The organism is Lacipirellulaceae bacterium (assembly GCA_040218535.1).
Classification (GTDB): Bacteria; Planctomycetota; Planctomycetia; order Pirellulales; family Lacipirellulaceae; genus Adhaeretor.
The window spans coordinates 1,662,750-1,683,964 of the sequence record JAVJRG010000005.1 but is presented as its reverse complement, the minus strand read 5'-3'; the positions used below and the strand labels follow the sequence as shown (position 1 = coordinate 1,683,964).

18 protein-coding genes are annotated in these 21,215 nt (G+C 55.8%); 13 read left to right on the top strand and 5 right to left on the bottom strand.

Going from position 1 to position 21,215, the window contains the following annotated elements; all coding sequences use genetic code 11:
- Positions 1–82: 82 nt before the first annotated feature.
- Both RIB44_06945 and RIB44_06940 read right to left on the bottom strand, forming a co-directional pair.
- Positions 83–1,903 (bottom strand): Gfo/Idh/MocA family oxidoreductase, encoded by a 1,821-nt coding sequence (locus tag RIB44_06945; protein MEQ8616315.1) that lies wholly within the window; start codon positions 1,901–1,903, stop codon positions 83–85.
- 137 nt (positions 1,904–2,040) lie between these two features.
- Complete coding sequence (locus RIB44_06940; GenBank protein ID MEQ8616314.1) at positions 2,041–3,168, bottom strand: DoxX family membrane protein; 1,128 nt, start codon at positions 3,166–3,168, stop codon at positions 2,041–2,043.
- Between the two features lie 202 nt (positions 3,169–3,370).
- Here RIB44_06940 and RIB44_06935 point away from each other — a divergent pair, with 202 nt between their 5' ends.
- From RIB44_06935 to dusB, 4 genes are all read left to right on the top strand, one after another.
- Positions 3,371–4,348: a D-2-hydroxyacid dehydrogenase gene (locus RIB44_06935; protein MEQ8616313.1), complete on the top strand. Its 978-nt coding sequence runs from the start codon at positions 3,371–3,373 to the stop codon at positions 4,346–4,348.
- A gap of 268 nt (positions 4,349–4,616) precedes the next feature.
- Positions 4,617–5,723: a serine/threonine-protein kinase gene (locus tag RIB44_06930; GenBank protein ID MEQ8616312.1), complete on the top strand. Its 1,107-nt coding sequence runs from the start codon at positions 4,617–4,619 to the stop codon at positions 5,721–5,723.
- A gap of 154 nt (positions 5,724–5,877) precedes the next feature.
- Entirely contained in the window at positions 5,878–7,230 is a 1,353-nt protein-coding gene (locus RIB44_06925) for a hypothetical protein (protein MEQ8616311.1), read from the top strand.
- On the top strand, positions 7,227–8,336 hold the full coding sequence (gene dusB / locus RIB44_06920) for a tRNA dihydrouridine synthase DusB (protein ID MEQ8616310.1): 1,110 nt from the start codon (positions 7,227–7,229) through the stop codon (positions 8,334–8,336). The genes RIB44_06925 and dusB overlap by 4 nt, the downstream gene beginning before the upstream one ends.
- Before the next feature lie 812 nt (positions 8,337–9,148).
- Here dusB and RIB44_06915 read toward each other — a convergent pair.
- Positions 9,149–10,429 (bottom strand): MFS transporter, encoded by a 1,281-nt coding sequence (locus RIB44_06915; GenBank protein ID MEQ8616309.1) that lies wholly within the window; start codon positions 10,427–10,429, stop codon positions 9,149–9,151.
- 72 nt (positions 10,430–10,501) lie between these two features.
- A complete protein-coding gene (locus RIB44_06910; protein ID MEQ8616308.1) occupies positions 10,502–12,247 on the bottom strand; it encodes an alanine/glycine:cation symporter family protein in 1,746 nt (581 codons plus the stop codon).
- Between the two features lie 264 nt (positions 12,248–12,511).
- On the opposite strand from RIB44_06910, the gene RIB44_06905 reads away from it, so the two are divergent.
- The 9 genes from RIB44_06905 (at position 12,512) to RIB44_06865 (ending at position 20,669) form a co-directional block, all read left to right on the top strand.
- Entirely contained in the window at positions 12,512–13,177 is a 666-nt protein-coding gene (locus tag RIB44_06905; protein ID MEQ8616307.1) for a winged helix-turn-helix transcriptional regulator, read from the top strand.
- A 211-nt stretch (positions 13,178–13,388) separates the two neighbouring features.
- Positions 13,389–14,009 carry an NADH-quinone oxidoreductase subunit B family protein gene (locus tag RIB44_06900; protein MEQ8616306.1) on the top strand — a complete coding sequence of 207 codons (621 nt, stop codon included), beginning with the start codon at positions 13,389–13,391 and terminating at the stop codon, positions 14,007–14,009.
- A gap of 37 nt (positions 14,010–14,046) precedes the next feature.
- Positions 14,047–14,877 (top strand): Fe-S cluster assembly ATPase SufC, encoded by an 831-nt coding sequence (gene sufC, locus RIB44_06895; protein MEQ8616305.1) that lies wholly within the window; start codon positions 14,047–14,049, stop codon positions 14,875–14,877.
- Between the two features lie 54 nt (positions 14,878–14,931).
- Positions 14,932–16,344, top strand: coding sequence for a Fe-S cluster assembly protein SufB (sufB, locus tag RIB44_06890; protein ID MEQ8616304.1), 1,413 nt, complete (start codon positions 14,932–14,934; stop codon positions 16,342–16,344).
- A gap of 64 nt (positions 16,345–16,408) precedes the next feature.
- The gene (sufD, locus tag RIB44_06885) at positions 16,409–17,719 is read left to right on the top strand and encodes a Fe-S cluster assembly protein SufD (protein MEQ8616303.1); all 1,311 of its coding nucleotides are present in this window, start codon (positions 16,409–16,411) and stop codon (positions 17,717–17,719) included.
- Between the two features lie 11 nt (positions 17,720–17,730).
- The gene (locus RIB44_06880) at positions 17,731–18,051 is read left to right on the top strand and encodes a Rieske 2Fe-2S domain-containing protein (protein MEQ8616302.1); all 321 of its coding nucleotides are present in this window, start codon (positions 17,731–17,733) and stop codon (positions 18,049–18,051) included.
- Positions 18,052–18,067: 16 nt separating this feature from the next.
- The gene (locus RIB44_06875; GenBank protein MEQ8616301.1) at positions 18,068–18,385 is read left to right on the top strand and encodes a metal-sulfur cluster assembly factor; all 318 of its coding nucleotides are present in this window, start codon (positions 18,068–18,070) and stop codon (positions 18,383–18,385) included.
- 70 nt (positions 18,386–18,455) lie between these two features.
- Positions 18,456–19,472, top strand: a complete 1,017-nt coding sequence (locus tag RIB44_06870) for an ATP-grasp domain-containing protein (GenBank protein ID MEQ8616300.1) — start codon at positions 18,456–18,458, stop codon at positions 19,470–19,472.
- Between the two features lie 165 nt (positions 19,473–19,637).
- On the top strand, positions 19,638–20,669 hold the full coding sequence (locus RIB44_06865) for a hydantoinase/oxoprolinase family protein (protein ID MEQ8616299.1): 1,032 nt from the start codon (positions 19,638–19,640) through the stop codon (positions 20,667–20,669).
- A gap of 79 nt (positions 20,670–20,748) precedes the next feature.
- Here the strand turns inward: RIB44_06865 and RIB44_06860 are convergent, their stop codons facing one another.
- Entirely contained in the window at positions 20,749–21,171 is a 423-nt protein-coding gene (locus tag RIB44_06860) for an SMI1/KNR4 family protein (protein ID MEQ8616298.1), read from the bottom strand.
- Between the last annotated feature and the right edge of the window lie 44 nt (positions 21,172–21,215).

Here is a 21,215-nt window from a genome sequence, read left to right as displayed (position 1 = left end):
CACAAAGAATGAGAGTCCAATCCGGATTCCTCGGTCGGCGAGCCTCCCGTCGGAATGACACGATAGTGCGCCTTGCACTGAGCTAGCTCGTCTTCACATCCTTCGCCTGCTTAGGCTTGGGTCCATCAATGAAATCCGCCTCAGGTGTTTCATCGGATTCGATTTTGAACCAGTCGTCTTTGAATTCGATTCGCTGCCCTTTGCTCATCGCAATGTTGGAAGTCAGCGCGATAATCGCATCGGCCATCGCGACCTTCGGATGGCACTTGGGTTTGTCGCCCGAATCAGGATTGCGGATGCACCAGGCGAAGTGCTCGATCTCCTCGCGGTAGCCACGGCTGATGTCTTTGGGGGTGGCGACTTCGGCGATCGCGGCTCCGCCACCCGTTTCGTAGCTGTCGAGCGCCGGGCCGTCCTTGCCGTCTTTCACTTCGATCTTACTGTTGGCGTCGCCACGCTTGAACAGCAGCGCTTCCTTCTCCTTATCAAGAATAAGCGTCCCCTTCGTACCGAAGACGACTTCGCCGTAGTCGCCAAAGCCGTTGCCGTTGATCGAAGAGTAAGTCACTGCCAAGCGACGGGTCTCATCGGCAACCTTCTTATCATCCGCTGTGATATCTTCGAAGTAGCCTGCCATTGGAAACTCGAAGTTGCAGTGAACATGGTCGTCCACTTCGCGATTCGCAGGGAACAGCGAACGCATGCCGTAGCCTTGCACGCTCAGCGGGTACACCTTCTCGCCATCGTCACGCTGCGAGCTGACAAAAATGCTTGCCGCATCAAGCTGGTGGCTTCCCAACTCTGCCATCAGGCCCGCTCCGGTGCGATTCCATAGCCGCCAGCGAATGAGTTCTTCAAGTGGCGAGTAGGTATAACCGCCCGGCAAAGTTTTTGACTCGTAGCCATATTTAGCCGCATCAACGGTGAAGTCGGCTAGCCTTGCTTTCGTCTCCGCAATCTGAGCTTCACGCTTCTCGATCGCCTTCGTGTCTGGCCTTGGGGCGGCTTTCTTTCTTGCCAAGTCCTTTTCTAAGGAATGCAACTTCTCAAGGATCTTGTACTCCTGACGAAGATTTGCCTCAGGGCCAGGATCGCCATCAACACGCGTTTTGCGGCGGAGAGCGACATATTCATCAACGCTTAAGACCTTCGTCGGCATCGGCGGTGTCCAACTATCACCGCCGGGCAGATTGCTGCGGTGCCACTGGGCGCGAATATGGTGCAAGTCGCCCAGCAAGCCTTGCTTGATCTGATCGACAGCGTTCGCATACAGAATGCTGTAGTGACGCTGATGTCCGGTGGCGAGGATCTTCTTCTCAGCCTCGGACACGCGAGCCATTTCCTTGCACTGGGCGATGGTTTGGCCCATGAGCTTCTCGGTCAGTACGTGCTTGCCGGCACGCATTGCTTCAATCGCCACGGGGTGATGCAGCCACAGAGGCAAGGCGATGATGACCGCCTCAATGTCGTCATCTTCGAGCATCTCGTTATAGGTGCCTTTGCTCTCGTTGGTGCCATCGTAGATATCAACGATTTTCTTGGCTGCGTCTTCGGTCTTCCAATCGTAAACGCTCATCAAACCGGGACGAGCGTTGAGATTGCCCTGATCCCCGTGAAACGCTCGGTGAATGTTGTAAGGGCGAATGTCCGCAATCGCGGTCACCTGGACGTAGTCAGGATTGAGTGCCCCAATCAGCACGCTCCCTTCGTCCCCGGTGCCAATCACCCCAACTCGCAGCGGCTTGTCAACGGACTCGCCATAGCCAAAGTACATCGCCCCAAGTGCACCGCTCGTGACCGCCCCCGCGGCAATAGTTCCTTGGAGGAATTCGCGCCGGGTTGCTCCGGTCGCCTCGTTGAAGTTCTGCTTGCCCGTTTCGCGTTGTTCGGGAGTGAGATGCATTTTCGTATCCGCTATGATTTAGTTAGGTTAATGGCCGTGTGAGCCTTATCGATCATTTCATTTCTTCTCATAGCTCTCAGCGGTCAGCTATCAGCTTGAACTGTCGATGCTGAAAGCTGACGGCTGAGAGCTGACAGCTATTTTTTCTTCCCGCCGCAACATTTGCTGATGAAGAAATCCAGTCCCGCGAAACGTCCCGCGGCAGTTGCAATCAGCACGCCCAAAGCAGCCACTTCGACTAGTTGGTAATAGAAGAATTGCAGGCTGGCACCTTCCACCCACGGAGGTTGCGTCGCCATCACCATCAGCAAGAACACGATCAGCGCTGCCGCTGCAAATCGCGTAAACAGCCCGAGCAACAACAGGATGCCGGCTCCCAGGATGACACACGTCACCAGCAAGTTCATGCGGCGAAGGTTGCGTGACTTGCTATCCTCAAGCTCCGCGTTGATCTTCGTGACCAAAGCGGGCTCAGACCCGTCTTCAGCCGCGGGGACTAAGACACGCCAGTCCTGGAACAGACCTCGCTGGATTCCCTCGACTTCATTAACCCAACGGCGGCCGGCGGAAGTTGTCTCAGCACGCTTCTGGGCAATTCGTTCTTCGCGAAAGGGGATGTCTTCCGCCCCGGGTTTTTCTTCCCATTGGTCAAGCCGCCAGAGTTCATGTTGCCATTCGGTGATGTCTTGCGACTCGGTCTGAAGGAAGTCGGCGAGCTGCAAATGGCGCCTTTGAAGAGCGTCTGCGGCAGCAGCCTTCTGTTCGTCGGACAGACCTTTGATGGCGACCACCTCAGCTTGAATCTCACGCCAGTCCTCGACAATCTGTTCTGCCCACTCTTTGTAGGGAGCTGTCGGCGGGAACTGTGCTTCATAAATCTTCCTTTCCTCGTTTGCTTTCTTGCGATCGCGTTCGTACACGGCCTGCCAGCGCACTGCCTTGGCGACATCTTCTTCTGACTGCGGTATAATCTGCCTTGGCTGTGCTAAAAGCTCTTCCCATTGATGAAAATCCGGGAGGCGACTCTTGAAAAAATCGGCAAATGGTCCGACAGCTCGACCGAAGAGCATCTCCGAGGGGATATTAATCTCGCGCTCGCCGGTGACGGCGTTGTAACTGATCTTCTTTTTCCCCTCGCAAAAGAAGTGCCAGCCAATGGCTAGTCGCAGCAGCACCAACGAAATGATGGCGCAGGTCGACCAGCCAGCAGGTCCGCAGAGTGCCGAGCTTTTCGTTTCGGGATTCGTATCGGTCGGTTTGCTCAAGAATTCGCTCCGCAGCGTAGAGGGGATCAACCGGAACAGGCATTACGGAAGCCAACAACTCAGACTGACACGCCGCCTGTAATTTAGTTATTCTAAGCTGTTGTCTTTAGAGACTCCAGTGCCGTCCTGCTCTAGCTATCCACCGACGCAGGCATCATTTTTCACCAAAAATTCTGATTCTCCGTAACAAAACTCCAACTTCATGCGAATCGTTCTCTGTTACCCCGTCGAATCTCACCATCTCGAGCAAATCCAAAAAGCTTGGCCTGAAGCAGAACTTGTCGATGCCGGTCAGGAGCGAATCGCGGAGGAATTGCCGACTGCCGACATTTATTGTGGTCATGCCAAAGTTCCGGTTCCTTGGGAGGAGACGATTGCTGCTGGGCGATTGCAGTGGATTCAGTCCTCTGCAGCGGGGCTCGACCATTGCTTGGTTCCTGAAGTTGTGCCGACGGAAATTCCCGTTACCAGTGCTTCGGGCGTACTTGCGAAGCAGGTTGCCGACCACACGATGGCTCTGCTAACGGGCATGTTACGTGATTTGCCGACGTTTTTCCGTGCGAAACAGAAGAAGGAATTCATCCGTCGCCCGACTCGCGACCTGTTCGGTGCCACCGTGGGAATCGTTGGGCTGGGGGGGAACGGTCGGTTGCTCGCCCAGGTGTTAAAGGCCTTCGACACGACGATTCTCGCAACCGATTGGTTCCCGGAGACACCCTGCCGGTTCGCCGACGAGATCTTGCCTGCTGATCAGGTCGACGAGATGATCTCGCGATCCGACATCCTCATTCTGGCCGCGCCTTTGACGGAGGTAACACGCGGGATGATCGATGCGAGACGTCTCAGCCTGATGCCTGAGCAGTCGACGCTCATCAACGTGGCTCGCGGGCCTTTAGTCGTCGAGGACGACCTTGTCGAAGCCCTAGTGTCCGGTCACCTTTGGGGAGCCGGTATCGATGTGACCGAAGTCGAACCGTTGCCAGAGGACAGTTCGCTCTGGACTGTCGACAATCTGATTATCACCCCCCATGTGGGCGGCCAGCGGGCGAGTCGGATTGACGACATGACACGGCTTTTTTGTGAGAATATCGCCAGATTCCGTAGCGGTGAGCCACTCATCAACTTGGTCGATAAAAAGCTCGGCTTTCCAGCACCCGGTGCGAGCTTCGATCCGCGTTAACTTGTCTCTAAAGGCGGGAATCGGAACTTGATTGCGGAAAGTCAAGCTAGACCTTTTCGCAACTTTGTGCCTACTATGGAAGTAGTGGTAATCAACCTGTTTATCGCACAGTTCCGGTGAGTTCCCACACGTTTGGGGTGCCACGGTGCCAGACAGGATGGTTAGACGGACCGAAAGCCGGCGGTTTTCCCACAAGCCAATTGAATGCCACAAAAGTCAATTGAATGATTATGGGATAGCTGAGGCGAGACCACCCAACGGAACCCTGATGAACCCCTCGACGACAATTCTGCAAGGAACGCGGACCATCACCTTCGACGGCGACGAGTCCAACCGTTGCCCGTCTGATCTGCTTGAGCGGTATGAGAAACTGCTCGACCACCAGAATATGAGCTGGACGGAGCACCTGCGCTTCCGCCGCTTGCTCGGTACTGGTGGGCAAGGCGTTGTTTACTTGAGCGACCGTCGCGGCTGCGATGGGTTTACTTTGCCCGTTGCTCTGAAACTGTTCTCCCCTGAACGCTTCGTAAGCCAGCAGAACTACGACGATGCCATGGGCCGCATCGGCGAAGTTTCGTGTCGCGTTGCCCAAATCCAGCACGACAACCTTCTCGACGTTCAAAACTTTATCGAACGCTCCGGCATCCGCATGATGGAAATGGAGTGGGTCGATGGGTACGACCTCGAACGGTTGCTCACCCCAGCAATGCTCTCCCGTGTTGAGCAACGGGTAAGCAAACGTCGCTGGAAATACATCAACAACGTCGTTGTCACGTCAGGAACCATCCGCCCTCGCTTGAAGCCAGGCATCGCGGTGGCGATCATCCGCCAATGCCTTGGAGCGCTCGCTGCCTTGCATCGCGAGAACATCATCCACGGCGACGTGAAACCTGCCAACGTGATGGTCAAACGAACCGGTGCGGCCAAGATCGTCGATATCGGTTCTGCGTTGCACCTCGATAACATGCCCGAGCACCGCACCTGCACACCGCAGTACGCAGCACCGGAGATGCTGGAGCGGAATGAGTTCACCAAGCAGTCTGACTTGGCTAGCCTTGGGTACGTACTGATAGAGGCGCTCGCCGGGCAACCGTTGTTTGCTGGGCTGAAGAGTTTGGGCGAACTGCTTGAAGCGAAATGGACGCTGCCTCAAAGGCTCGATGACATCTTGCCAGACGAAGTTGCTGACAGCGATTTGCTGATGTCTATCTGCCGACGTCTTACCGCGCCCGATCCTTTGCTGCGGTACCAAAGTGCTGAGGAGGCCAACACCGGCCCAGATGGGCTCGCGGAATTCCAGCGCACGCTCGTCATCGGCGACTTGGCCAGCGAGTACGACAACGAACTGCGTGTCTGGCTGGAAGAACTCGACTAAAGGTCGGTCTAGCTCGCCCAGCCTATCAAAACACTCGTATCTTTCATCCCTTTGGCTGGCTCGCTTCGCAAGTGCCTGCTTCTATGGCTATGATAAGGGATCAGTTCAGCAACGTGTTGAACCCAACCTGCATCCCGATTCGAGTGCAACAGTCATGCGATCTGTTTTCTTCTCGCTGTGCGTTTTTCTGCTCGTCGCATCCTCCCAGATGGCGAAAGCTGATCGGTACGGTGGCACCGGAGCCGAAACCGACCTTGGGACGCAACTCTCCTTAGAGCCCCAGACGCCACCTCCAACGCTTGACCAGGACGAACAGGCACGCCGCGCGTTCGAGCAACCTCCGAAGGCCAGCCAGCCGGCCCCACTGCCGCCGCGATCTTCCACGCGATCCCGGACCACAACGCCAGAGATGGCGGAGATACTCCTTAAGCAACTCAGTTCCGTTCCTGATGGGGTAACCTTGCCGGGCGAGCCGGTCAGTTTGGCCGACGTCGTTCGTGACGCTTCAACACGGCGAGCCCAGACGGATCGAATCTCTGCCTACTGGGATCTCTCCTACGCCGTCGCCGATTTTTACTTAGCGGCCCGTGAAGCGACCGAGATCGACAGTATCGTTCGCCAAGCCGGAATAACGATGGCGTCGTTCGAGGCCGAAGAGCTGGCCCTGAAGACCCGCCTCGCTGCGACTCAGCAAGCCGTCGTTCTCGCCCAGGCTCGATTGAAGCGGCTGCTGGGTTCCTACGAAAGTCCCATCCCCGCCGACCTACCGTTATGCGATTCGTACGAAACGAACTACGATCGGATTTTCGCCGAGTCAGTCTCTGAAGCTGCGCCTTCTTTCGATACGGCCAGGTCACTCGATCAACTAATCCCGCTACGCTACCAGCAAGTCCTCTCTGACGCGGCGACGGTCGAACGTGGCTATCAAGAACTTGCCGCCGCTGGAAACCAAGCCGTTAGTGTTGACGCCCCGTTATCCGCTCACAGAACTTTCTCGCTCGCTCGCAGGGCTTTCCTGAAGACCGTTTACGATTACAACCACGACATCGCTGAGTACTCGCAACTCGCTCGCCCTCAGCGACTCACCGCGAGCCGATTAGTCGCGATGCACATCGGCACTGCCGAAGAAGTCTTCTCTGGAGCGGACTCTAACGTGCTCCCCGCCACCGCAATCGAACCCATCCAGCCAGGTCGTCGTGAATCACGTCGTCCGATTGTCGAAGAGGCAGAAGAGGCACCAGAACAAGAGGATGTCGAAGAAGCCGAAGAGACCGCTGAGGAAGAATTACCAGAGCAAGAAGAGGCTTCAACTGAAGCGACCGCGGAGGAAGCAACTCCAGCCGAGTCAGAAAGTGCGTCCGATATCGAAGACGCAAACGACGTGGCAAAGAGTACTGAAGCAGACGAGGCTGAAGTCGAAGATTCCCCGACCGAGGAAGCTGACGCTAACGACTCGGAGGAGCAAGACAAGAAGATCACCGCCGAAGAGCTATTTGGTCCAGAATGACCCCCGCCACGCTTGCCAAACCAGAACGCGAATCGGAGAGCCAACCGCAGCCGCTTGTCGATCCGATCTACATCGGCTCGCTGAAGGTCGATCCGCCGATCCTGCAAGCGCCGATGGCGGGCTTCACCAACTATGCGTTCCGCCAAATCGTTCGCGAGTTCGGCGGCGCAGGGCTTCTCGCCACGGAGATGGTCAACGCCCGCGGCTTTGTGTGGCTTGATGAACAACAAGCTGAGCATCCCGACCGGTTGTGGGGCGTGGCCGACGAACCCCGTCCGCTCGCCGTGCAAATCTGGGATAACGACCCGCCAACACTCGCCAAAGTCGGACGCCGGCTGGTCGAAGAGTACGGCGTGAGTGTCGTCGACATCAACTTCGGCTGCCCGGTACGGCAAGTGACTCAAAAAGCGCACAGCGGCAGTTATCTGCTGAGCCAGCCCGAGCGTATGGGTGCGATCATCGAGCAAGTGGTCGCTGCGTGTGCCCCGACTCCGGTGACCGCCAAAATACGCCTCGGCTGCACGCGCGACAGGATCAACGCGAACGACATCGCCCAAGTCGTCGAAGGTGCCGGAGCTGCCGCGTTGACCGTGCATGGCCGAACCGCTGCTGACATGTTCCGTGGCAGCGCGGATTGGGACCGCATTGCTGAGATCAAGCCGTACCTCAAGAGTATCCCGCTGATCGGCAACGGCGATCTCGACTCCGCGGAGAAGGTGCTCGACGCCTTCCGCCGTTACCCGGTCGACGGGGTGATGATCGCCCGTGCTTCGCTAAACAAACCGTGGCTCTTCGCCCAAGCCGCCGCCGCCGTCCGCGGCTTACCCGTCCCTCTCGACCCGACACTCGAAGAAGAGAAAGAGCTACTCCTCTACCACTTCCGGCTCGTGTGTGACCGCTTCGGCACCGAGAAAGCCGCCGTCCTCATGCGCAAATACGCCTGTTGCTACGCACAGGGACGGCCTGGAGCGCGAGAGTTCCGCAAGCACGTGGCGGTGATTGATTCGGTGGAGGAATTTCATGAGGTTGTGGAGCGGTATTTTCCACAAACATGTCATTTCGACCGAGCGACAGCAACCGAGAAATCTGGTTTGGATTCTCGTTAGGCTGCTGTTGTAATTCAAGAATGGGAAGCACCGACAGTCAGCCGCAGTTGACTCTGCTTTCTCTATCGTCCCATTCGGCTGATTGTCGGTGAGCGAAGCCAAGAGATCAGGGCGGTCTATCCATGCGTAGCGTACACCGGCGATCGACCGAACAGTATTTTGCAGCGTACCCAAGTTTCTATCGGTAGACTGTCGGTCCCCTTCGCTAGCCGCGAAGCGAAGTCGTCTAGTCAGCCATTCGGGCCAACATGAGTAAGATGTTCCAAAGCGAAAAAGCCTCTGGGCCAGGGGGCACCCAAAAGACTAACTCATTCCCTGACTTTGCAGTGACAAGTAAGTGTTTCCAAGAAGTTTTTAATCGGCCCGCCTCGGCCAACCCCAACTCCATCCAGTTCTTAGGCGGGTAGTCTCGCGAAGCAATTGATTCAATCGAGGGGTAGCCAACGCACTGGAGTTGCCCCTGATCAGCACCAATTAACATCCGTGTACCTACTAGCGACCAAAGTTCCCTGGATTGGTAAGCCAACAATACAGGTGTTCCGATTTTGCGTGACGCAATCGTCTCAGTTATAAAGCCTTGAACCTTTACAGGCCAATCGTGGAAAAAACGAGTTTGGCGGGTCGGCAAATTGTATTGCTTAGCTTTGAATCTAATTCGGTCTTCTAGCCATTCGTCTGGGTGATTCATCACATTAAGTATCCGTCTAGCTATCCAGACTGTGCACCGTGAAGCGTTCTGCAACCCATGGATATTGTATAGAGTACAGTTCGCAGCTCCCAATCCTTCTCTCCTCCATCGCGTATGCTCCTTCCTAGTTGCGAGAAGCACCCGTACTGGCTAGGCCTCCACCAATAAGGGCCTCCCCATCCGTGAAATCCGCGCCATCCGTGGCCACCTCCGGCTTCGCCACACGTGCCAGGACAAGAAACCCCAGTAGCACCACGAACGCAATCACTAAACTACAAGCCCACACCAGCCGCGGATCTTGCTCGTAGAGTGTCGCCCCCGATGCTGGCCCGATGACGAAGCAAACGGAAAATACCATCGAGAACCAACCCATGTAGGGACCCTCGCCGCCTTCGGGACTGCGATCCGCCACGAAGCCTGATGCCAACGGGTGGGAGAGCATTTCGCCCACCGTGATGATAAACATCGATAGCACAGCAAAGCCGATCGACGCGCCGTAGGGCAAAATGCCAAAGCCGAAGCACGCCAGGAAGCAGCCCCAGCCGATGGTCCGTAGTTGTGACCACTTCTTGGCAGCGTCGACGAGGATCATTTCCGTCAACACAATGATCGTCGTATTGAAGGCGAACATCGCACCGATCATCGGCTTGCTGAAACCGTAGTTGTCTTTCAGAAATAGCGGGTAGGTCGACCAAAACTGAAAGAATGGCAGCGCAGCGACAAAGATCAGCAAGAGAAACGCAACGAAGGTGCGATCCTTCAACGGCGAAGCAGTGACCTTCGGCTTCTCTTCCGCAGTCTCATTCGTGTTCGCCAGTCGTTTGAAGCCAAAGAAGTACAAGAGTAGCAACCCACCAATCGCAGTCGTCGCGGCATCCACGCCGAACAGCAAGTGGAAATCAATCTCCGCAAGGACACCACCGATGGCTGGGCCAAACGAGAACCCAAGGTTTGCCGCCAACCGTTGCAACGCATAGGCGCGCACGCGATTCTCGCGAGTCGTTAACAATGCAATGGCTGAGTTATTCGCCGGGAAAACTGCTTCGCCGGTGACGCCGAGCGCGAACATGGCAGCGGCGATTTCTAACCAGCTCTCTGCAAACGGGATCAATAGAAAGCAAGGCGACACTAACAGCAAAGCGCTAATCTGCACCCGTACTGCTCCAACGAGCGGCACCAGCCGTCCACCAGAGTAAGCACCAACGATTGCTCCCAGTCCAAACGCGGAGAGCATCATCCCTGCCGACGATTCACTCATCCCCCGTTCTTGCCGCAGATAGAGTGTCAAAAACGGCATCACCATTGTGCCGCAGCGATTGATGAACAACGCCAGCGCCATCCACCAAACCTCCCGCGGCAAGCCGGAGTAGGCTTCTCGGTAGCGGCGATAAATGGCTGGCAGCATCGTGCATCCGCAGGCAGTGAGGAGTAAGAAAGTCTAACTGCGAATAGACGGCCAGAACTTGAGCAAGGTTCGCTAATTCACGGGCTTCATCTCGCCGGACTTCAAGCGGCGGATGTAGTCACTGCCCTTCTTGCTGATCAATCCCGAGAGCAAAACCATGCCGATTATGTTCGGGAACGACATGCTAAAGAGCATCATGTCGGAGAAATTGATCACGGCATCCAAGGAAAGAATCGGTCCGAAAACCACGAACAGTAAATAAACGACACGGTAGGGTGTGATGCCGCGTGGACCAAACAGGTACTCAACCGCTCTTTCGCCGTAGTAGCTCCAGGAAATAAGTGTAGAGTAGGCGAAAAAGAACACCGCGATACAAAGCACGTACGGGACCGCAGGGCCCAGGCTGGCCAGTGCTCGTGCAGTCACCAGAACACCCTCAGTTTCTTGACGTACTACACCGTCTGGAGTCAGGTGTGCCGCGGAGATTAAGATCGCCAACGCGGTCATCGTGCAAACGACAATCGTATCAATAAAGGGGCCGATCATCGCGACAATCCCCTCGCGAATCGGTTCGTCAGTCTTTGCCGCTGAGTGGGCAATGGCCGCAGAGCCGAGTCCGGCTTCGTTCGAAAAGGCAGCTCGCTTGGCACCCTGCAACAGGACTCCGAAGAAGCCACCATAGATGGATTCTTTTGCAAAGGCTCCCGAGAAGATGCTCGAGAACATCGCTGGAACTTCTTGATAATTCTTAAGGATGATTGCTAGGCAAGCCAGACAGTATCCAACACACATGAGTGGGATGAGTTTGCTGGTGACCTCTCCGATGCGGCGGATGCCGCCGATGATGACGACGCCGACGAGAATGGCCAGGAGTACACCAAAGACCCAAGCACGCTCCTCGGTCGCCACGTTCGGGAATTGCTCCTCCATCAGATTGTAGGTCTGATTGCCCTGGAACATATTGCCACCGCCAAAGGCAGCCATCACAGTCAGTGCCGCGTAGACAATTGCCAGAAGGCGCCCCAGCGGGGCAAGCGCCGGCAGGCGATCACGAAAGCCATCCTCGAGATAAACCATCGGTCCGCCCAAAACGGAGCCGTCTGGCTTCACGCGGCGGTAATACTGAGCGAGCGAGCAACTTGTGAACTTCATGCTCATCCCAAAGAACGCGATGAGCCACATCCAAAAGACGGCCCCCGGCCCTCCGAGGGTGATGGCGACTCCCACGCCAGCGATATTCCCCAGGCCCACCGTTGCCGAGAGCGCCGACGTAAGCGCTTGGAAGTGCGAAACCTCCCCCTGATCGTCCGGTCGATCATACTTCCCTCGGATCACCTGAATGCAGTGTCCGAACATGCGAACGTTGACGAAACCATAGCGGAAAGTAAAGAAAACGCCGCCTAGTATCAGCACCACCAAGATCAGCGGCATTGTGACGTACCGCGTTTTGATTTCATCTTCCGGCTGTTCTTCAACGGCAGCTACATTCTCTTTAAATGGCAATGGCACTTCATAGAAAAGGACGGACTCCAACATCGGCACAGCGACGTTGAACACCTGATTGACGCTATCCTGAGCTTTCGCCCCGTTCGACTTGTCGGGATCGTCCCAGTTGGCCTTCCACTGCTCGATGAAGGAAAGCTCCTGCTCCCCCTCCTCGGAAGCCTCTGCCTGTTCTACGCTCGCTTCCTCGCCCGCTTCGACGACCTCTCCGGCTGGCTTTTCTTGCGCAACGGCTGTTGTCGACGCAAAAGCAAGGCTCATCCCGAAAGCCGCAATTGTCAGAATGAGAAAGAATCGAAGCTTGTTGAGCGACATCAAGTAGTCTCCGCGGCTTGGTTTGATGCCCTCTAACGGGCCACTCACCACTCTGTTAAGCGTGAAAAGTAGGATGGCGTTACTAGCAGCCCAGTATGGGCCCACCTCAGCGAGCCCTTCTAGCCAATAACTCGTTTCTAGTCAATAGTTTACGTCGGATGAATTTTGTCAGTTAATTATTTTTCAAATATATGGTTGTGTTTAATGTCGTTAAGCGTACGATACTAGCAATGAACAAGTAACAGTCTAATTCATGGTGACCTAATGGCGAGTCAAACAGCATCCGCTGCCCAGCCTCTCGCTGGATCGCAGTCGAAAAAGGGCGGCGACGAGATGATCGTCGATTGCCTGCGTCGCAACGGACAGGCGACGATTGCTGAGTTGAGCGAGGCGCTAGATGTCACCGCGACGGCTGTTCGGCAACGATTGGCACGTCTTACTGAGGCGGGGATTATCGAAAGAAACTCGGCACCAGCCGGGCGTGGGCGGCCCACCCACCAGTATTGCCTAACGAAAGCCGGCCAGCGATCGGGTGGAAATAACTACGGAGAACTGGTCGAAGTTCTCTGGAAAGAGATTCGTTCCATCGATGATAAGTCGGTTCGCCAGGGCCTCTTGGCACGCCTGGCTTCCGGAATGGCTGAAAAATACAAGGATCGCATCAACGGTGAGAGCATCGCTGAGCGAATGAATTCGTTGGCGACCGATTTGGATGGTCGCGACATTGCCTTTGAGGTAAACGAGGAGGGCGGCCTACCCGTGTTGACGGCGCTCGCCTGCCCCTATCCCGACTTGGCCGAACAGGACCGCGGGATCTGTGCTCTGGAGAAAATGTTGTTTACGGAAATCTTGGGAGAAGATGTTCGACTAACTGAGTGCCGTCTGGACGGCGAAGCTTGCTGTAAGTTCGAGACAAGCACACCCTCGTGATTTGAAACATTGCGTGTGGCAACGTCGTCGACTACGAAAAGTAACAAAACCCATTAAAACACGTGAAATACAGCCCTTAACGCCGGTCAACGCCTAGTAGCACGACAGTCATGCGGATACCTTAGAAAGATTGCGATTCTGGCGTGCAAGTTGCCTGACGCCTAAGGAATCAGACGATCAACCAGACAATCATGAATTGAAAGGGCGAGCGATGTCTCAGCCATGGATTGAAGGCCGATTTGAAGAGAACGTCATCACGACGACCGTGGAAAACGCAATTAATTGGGCACGTCAGTCGAGCATTTGGCCTCTGACCTTCGGCTTGGCATGCTGTGCCATCGAAATGATGGCCGCGGGTGCCAGCCGCTACGACCTCGACCGCTTCGGCGCGGGCGCCTTTCGTGCGACCCCGAGGCAGGCCGACTTGATGATTGTTGCCGGCACCGTGACTTACAAAATGGCAAGCCGGGTGAGGCGGCTGTACAACATGATGCCCGACCCCAAGTTTGTGATTGCCATGGGCGCGTGCACTGTCGGCGGTGGTCCTTACTTCAAGTATGGCTACCACGTCGTCAAGGGCGTTGACCTTGTCGTGCCTGTTGACGTTTACGTTCCCGGTTGCCCGCCACGCCCCGAGGCATTGCTCGAAGGATTGATGCGCATTCAAGACAAGATCAAAGGCCACAAGATTGCCAAGAGAAGTGGCTCAACCGGCTTCGCTCAACTAGGCACGAAGGTCGAGGACGAACTTCCAGTCCCACACCACAGCGGTTATGTCACTGAGCCCGTTGAAGGCGACCCTGTTTTTGACCATCAAAAGATCACCGGCTAATCAGCCAACGACATTTATTCATTGAGAAGAGAAACCTATGTCCGAAACTCTGAAAATCACGAACCTCCACGTCGCCGTTGAAGGCAAGCCGATCCTTCGCGGAGTGAACCTCACGATCAAACGCGGCGAAACACACGCGTTGATGGGGCCGAACGGTTCGGGGAAAAGCACCCTCGGCAACGCGATCATGGGTCACCCGAATTATGAGGTGACCGATGGTCAGATTGAAATGGAAGGCCAAGACGTCCTCGAGATGGACGCCGCGGAACGTGCACGGGCTGGAATCTTTATGGCCTTCCAGCGTCCGATGGCCATCCCCGGCGTAAAAATGGCCGAGTTCCTCCGCCATGCGACGACCAACGTTCGCAACCCCGAACGGAAGGAAGGCGAAGAGTTGATTCCTATGCGTCAATTTCGCAAGGAACTGACCGAGAAGATGGGCCAACTCAAGATGGATACCGAGTTTGCCCGTCGCTACGTGAATGACGGTTTCTCGGGAGGTGAAATGAAGCGGGCGGAAATCCTTCAGCTCGCAATGCTTCGCCCCAAATTCGCCATCCTTGACGAAACTGATAGTGGTTTGGACGTCGATGCCGTCAAGCTCGCGAGCGAGAGTATCGCGGACATCATTAACGTCGATAAAGGTGGTGCTGATATGGGCATCCTTATCATCACGCACCATGACAAGCTGCTCGACCACAATACGCCTGACTTTACCCATGTGATGCTCGGCGGTCGCATCGTCGAAACGGGCGGGGTCGAACTGGCACAGGAGCTTTACACCGACGGCTACGACCGCATCCGCGGCGAGTACCCCGAAGCAGCAGCTGTCGGCGAAGAGATGAAAGAGACCCCCGCAGCCGTTTAAGAATGTCACAGGCACGCAGCGCATGCTAGTGAATCAGAAAAGAGGAAAGCTAAAATGGCCACTGATGTAATCCCCGAAGCAGATGTCACCGCAGGTGAAATCAACAAGTACGATTTCATCACCCCTTCGACCGACGTGTTCAAGGCACGCAAAGGCCTCGACGCGGAAATCGTCGCTCAGATTTCGGAAATGAAGGGCGAGCCCGATTGGATGCGGGATTTCCGCCTGCGTTCGTTGGAGATCTTCGAGTCGAAGCCCATGCCAAAATGGGGCGGCGACATCGGGATCGATTTCCAAGACATCTATTACTACCTCAAACCAGCCAACGAGCAGGGCAAGACTTGGGACGATGTTCCCCAGGAAATCAAGGATACCTTCGACAAGCTCGGCATCCCCGAAGCTGAGAAAAAGTATCTCGCCGGCGTGAAAGCGCAGTTCGAGAGCGAAGTCGTCTACGGATCACTGCAGGAAGAGCTCGGCGACAAAGGCGTGATCTTTACTGACACCGACACCGCCATTAAAGAACATCCCGAATTGCTCCGCGAATACTTCGGCAAGATCATTCCTCCTGAAGATAACAAGTTCGCGGCACTCAACTCCGCCGTGTGGTCAGGGGGGTCGTTCATCTATGTCCCACCCGGCGTGAAGATCGACTTCCCGCTGCAGGCGTACTTCCGAATTAACGCGGAGCAAATGGGGCAGTTTGAGCGGACCCTGATCATCGTCGATGAAGGCGCGGAAGTGCATTACGTCGAGGGTTGCACCGCCCCGATGTACACGACTGAAAGTCTCCACTCCGCTGTGGTTGAAGTGATGGTCAAGAAGAATGGCCGTTGCCGCTACACGACAATCCAAAACTGGGCGAACAACATCTACAACCTCGTCACAAAGCGAGCGATGGCCTATCAAGATGCCCTTATGGAATGGGTGGACGGCAACCTGGGAAGTCAACTGACGATGAAGTATCCGGCCGTCTACATGATGGAGCCAGGTGCCCGCGGCGAGATCCTCTCGATTGCTTTCTCGTCCAAGGGACAGCACCAGGATGCCGGGGCGAAGGTCGTCCACTGTGCTCCTGACACGAAGAGCCGCATCATTTCCAAGAGCATCAGTAAGAATGGCGGACGCAGCAGCTATCGCGGCCTTTGCAAGGTGGAAGATGGAGCCACCAACTGCAAGAGCAATGTCGTCTGCGACGCACTGATTCTCGATTCCGACAGTCGCAGCGACACCTATCCTTACATCGAAGTCGAAGAGCAAGATGTTCAGATCGAGCATGAAGCGAGCGTCTCACGTATTGGTGAAGAGCAGCTCTTCTACCTGATGAGCCGCGGGCTCACCGAAGCGGAAGCCAGCTCGATGATCGTTAGCGGGTTCATCGAGCCGCTCATCAAAGAGTTGCCGATGGAATACGCCGTCGAAATGAACCGCCTAATCGAGCTGCAGATGGAAGGCAGTGTGGGTTAGCTCCGCACGGCACCATGATTAGCGTGATTTCGATTCTCACAACTGAAACAAGTACCGTCAGACGATGACTGCAACCCTAGAACAGACCGGTTTCACCCAAGAAGCCTTTGATGATTTCCTCACCGCTCGTAACGAGCCCGGTTGGCTCGCGGACATGCGTCGTGCCGCTTGGCAGCAGTTTAGCGAGCTTCCGATGCCCTCGGGCAAAGATGAAGAGTGGATGCGTACAGACATTCGTCTGTTCAAGCTCGACCGCTATTCGCTACCGGGCGAGAGGAATGAACAGACAAGCCGGCCTACTGCATTGTTGAGTCAAGGCGTTGATCTTGGCGGGCAAACCCAAGCAGTTGATAGTCGCACGGTCGAAAGTGCACTCTCCAACGAGCTTGCCTCCAAGGGAATCCTCTACGGCAGTCTCGGCCAATTAGCAAACGAACACGGCGATCTACTCAAGCCGTTCTTTGAGCGTCGTCTGGTCAATCCTGGTTACGACAAGTTCGCTGCACTCAACGCTGCCTGCTGGTCTGGTGGAACCCTGCTTTACGTTCCCAAGGGAGTGCGGGTTGAACAACCGCTGCACTCCTTGGCAACGATAACCGATGGGGGCGTAGACCTCAGTCGCACGCTCGTCATCTTGGAAGAAGGTGCCGAAGCAACCATGCTCGCGGAGACTTCGAGCATTGAACAGAGCGATGGCGGGATGCACTGCGGAACGATCGAGCTGATCGTTGGCGAGCGTGCTCACCTTCGTTATGTGAATCTTCAAAACTGGGGAGACAAGGTGTGGCACTTTGCCCATCAGATGGGTGAAGTCGCGGCCAACGCGAGTCTGCAGTGGACCATCGGTGCTCTCGGCAGCAGATTGGCGAAAGTGAATCAGCACGTCGCCTTGGCCGGTCAGGATGCCCAGGCCCAGGTCAACGGTGTAATGTTCACTCAAGGCAAGCAGCATCTTTCTTACAATACCCATCAGCACCACAAGGCCCCGTATTGCCATAGCGACTTGCTCTACAAAGCTGCATTGCAAGATCATTCCCGAACCGTCTGGCGTGGGATGATCAAAGTCGATGAGCCCGCCCAACGGACCGACGCCTACCAGCGCAACGACAACCTGATGCTCGCCACCACTTCGCGAGCCGACTCAATCCCTGGTCTGGAGATCGAAGCGGACGACGTCCGTTGCACACACGGCAGCACCTCGGGGCGGGTCGACGAGACACAAGTCTTCTACGCGATGACACGCGGATACACTCGAACCGAAGCAGTCCGAATGATTGTCGAAGGTTTCTTCCAACAGGTCTTCGACCGCATCACCATCGAAAGCGTTCGCGAAGCCTTGGGTGAAGCCATCGGCCAGCGTGTTCGTGATATTTAAACAGGATTTTGATGTCTGAATTCGTTGCTGCAGCCAAAACATCCGAAGTTGCCGACCCTGGCTCAATGCTGGTCGAAGTCGAGGATAGCCTCATCGTGCTGATCCACGCCGCGGGGCATTGGTATGCTCTCGATGACGTATGTACTCACGACGGTGGACCCTTGTCCGATGGTCCTGTCGATCCCGAAGACAAATCGATTGCCTGCCCGCGTCACGGCGCGAAGTTCAACGTTGAAACCGGTGCCGCCATGACGATGCCAGCGACGAAACCGACTGTCGCCCACGAGGTTAGAGTCGAAGGCGAGCAGGTCTTTGTTAAACTCGCAGATTGATCACGAGGTAGTTCCGATGCCCGTCGCTGAAGAAAAAGTTTACGAAGCTCTGAAGCAGGTGATCGATCCTGAGCTGTTCGTCAACATCGTCGATCTCGGCCTCATCTACGAGGTAAAAATTGACGAACAGGACGATGGCAAGTCCGAAGTAAATATCGAGATGACAATGACCAGCCCCGCCTGCCCCGCCGGCCCCCAGCTGCTTGGTCAGTCGAAAGAGTTCGTCAGCAAGCTCGATGAAGTGAGCGAGGTCGATGTCAAACTTGTCATGCATCCCCCCTGGACGCCCGATCGCATGACCGAGGACGCCAAAGATCAGTTGGGCATCTTCTAGCCAGGAAGCCCCGATCGTGGGATGCGTCGCTATGCCGATAGCTGACAGCCGATAGCCAACAGCCGCCTCTATGCACGTCTTCCTTTATGAATGGGTCACCGGCGGAGGACTCGTTAACGAAGGGGGCCGCTTGCCCGACTCGTTACTGGCCGAAGGCTCGGCGATGGTCAGTGCTCTGGCGGAAGACTTTCTTAATCTCGAAGACAGTCACGTCACAGTCCTACGTGATTTGCGTCTCGAATCACCAACGTTCAAGGGGTGCGAGGTTGTCGAGGTCCACTCGGGCACCCATCGCGATGACCTCTTGGAGGAGTATGCAACGACGGCAGACTTCACCCTAGCCATCGCCCCCGAGTTTGACCGCCAGCTTGAGCTGAGCGTGAGCATCTTGCAATCGGGCGACTCCCGTTCTCTCAACGCCTTGCCAGAGTTCCTAGGAATTGCCGCGAATAAACGGCAAACGGCAGAAAAGTTGAGGGAGTTCGAGATCCCGGTTCCGGAGTCCACGCTCCACGCAGCGGATGAGGAGCGTCTGCCGCGTGACTTTAGCTACCCTGCAGTTCTGAAGCCCATTGATGGAGCCGGTTCGCAGCACACGTTGCTTATTGAGGGTCACTTGGACGCGCCGGAGCCGCATCCTTGGCCGAGACTCTTGGAACGATTCATCCCCGGTCGCCCGGCAAGCGTCCTGTTCATTTGCGGCCCAAACGGCACGACTGCCCTGCCCCCGTGTTGGCAGCGGCTTTGCGATTCGGGACGCTTTGCTTACCTTGGCGGTTCGATCATCATGCAAAAATCGCTCGCGGAGCGTGCCCAGCAACTCGCACTAAGGGCCCTGGCGGCGCTACCGCCAGCTAACGGTTTTGTCGGAGTCGATCTTGTTCTCGGCGAAGCGGAGGACGGCAGCGGCGACTATGTGATTGAAATCAACCCGCGCTTGACGACTTCTTATGTTGGCCTTCGTAAAGTCGTGAAGGAAAACTTGGCGGGCCTGGCTATCAAAGCGGCCAAAAACGAACTGATCTCCGTGACGCAGCGAGACGTGCCCCTTGAGTTCACCTCTGATGGAAACGCAAATCTTCTCTAGTTGGCTGCGTTAGTTTCGACACGGATTGCACGGATCACACAGATGTCGAAAATGATGGACTGGTAAGAATAGCTGTTCCGTGATTCACTTCTCATCTCTCCGTTAGCTCTGTTCCCTCCTGTTCAATAAATCTACCGATCCTGATTTATAGTATCCGTGCAATCCGTGGCCCAAAACCTAAAGCATGTGTCTGTGAAAGTCCTAGCCTTCGACATCGGCGGTGCGAACCTCAAGGTGGCAGACGGCCAAGGTTACACAGATCATCGCGCCTTCCCACTCTGGAAGCAGCCGGAAAAGTTGGCCGACGCACTAGCCGAGATGATTGCCGACGCACCACAGACGGAGCGAATCGCGATCACGATGACGGGCGAGCTGGCCGACTGCTACGAAACGAAAGCCGAAGGTGTCCAGTCCATCATCGAAGCGGCACAGCAGGCTGCAAGTCAAAAGGAACTCAGCGTCTACCTCGTCGATGGCCGCTTTGTTGAGCCACGGGAAGCCGTCTCGAATCCGTTGCTTGCAGCCGCCAGCAATTGGCACGCGCTGGCCAGTTTTGCGTCACGCTTTGTTGACAAGAGCACTGCTCTCTTGATCGATCTCGGCACGACCACCTGCGATATTATCCCCATCATCGACGGCAAGCCAGCCACCCGGGGACTGACCGACCCTGAGCGTCTCGCCACGGGTGAACTCGTCTACAGTGGAGTCGAACGCACGCCGCTGTTCGCCCTGGTGGATACGTTTGAATTGGCGGGCAGATCAACACCGCTCGCACCCGAGCTTTTTGCTACAACGGCGGACGCTTACGTGCTCCTAGGCGACTTGCCCGAAGACGATCACAACACCGACACCCCCAACGGTCGACCCCGCACCAGGCGTCACGCTCATGCACGCATCGCCAGAGGTATTTGCGCTGACGCCAGCATGATGAGTTTGGACGAAGCAATCCAAGCTGCTGAACTAGTTCGACGAAGACAATTGGATCAGATTGCCGCCGCGATACAGCAGGTTGTGCAGCGATGGGATGAGCCACCGACAGAAGTGCTGATCAGCGGACGAGGGGAATTCTTGCTGCAAACTGTGTTAGCTGCCTTGTCTTGGCAGGCGCGGGTCCTCTCGTTGAGCAACCAACTCGGCCCGGAAGTCAGCCGTTGTGCGACGGCCTATGCTTTGGCTGCCTTAACGAAAACTGATTAGATTGCGTGAAAACCCTGCCTCGGTCGATGAAGCCGAGGCAGGGTTCGCCGCATCATTGCACCTCTAGTTCCAGTGGTTTCTACACGCTTCGATATCGCGCCGGGTCATAATCGATGTCAGATTCGCTGATAAAGCCTCGCTGACTCTCAAGCACATACTTCACGTACGCGAGATACGAAGCAAACTCGGGTTCGGTATGCAGCCCTTCCTCTACATCTTCCCATCCAAGGTGAAAAACTGGTGGTCCAACTCTCCAATCGTCCGAGTCGACGACCACGACACCACCGTCTTGATGGTCGTACAAGACAAGGTACTGCTGAGGCAGGCTAACGTGCTTTCGACCCGCGATGGTGTTCTTGACAGAATCTTCCAGCGATTCAATACCGGTCGCATGCCAGTACCCGTAATCGCGAAGTAGCCATCGGACACATGTCGGTAGTTTCAATCCCAATTCGCGCTCAGCAGCATCAAGTGATGCGTTTGTCTCCGGTAGATGGCCCACGAACCATCGTTCGTTAGCTCTCACGAAATCGATTAGCGACTCCA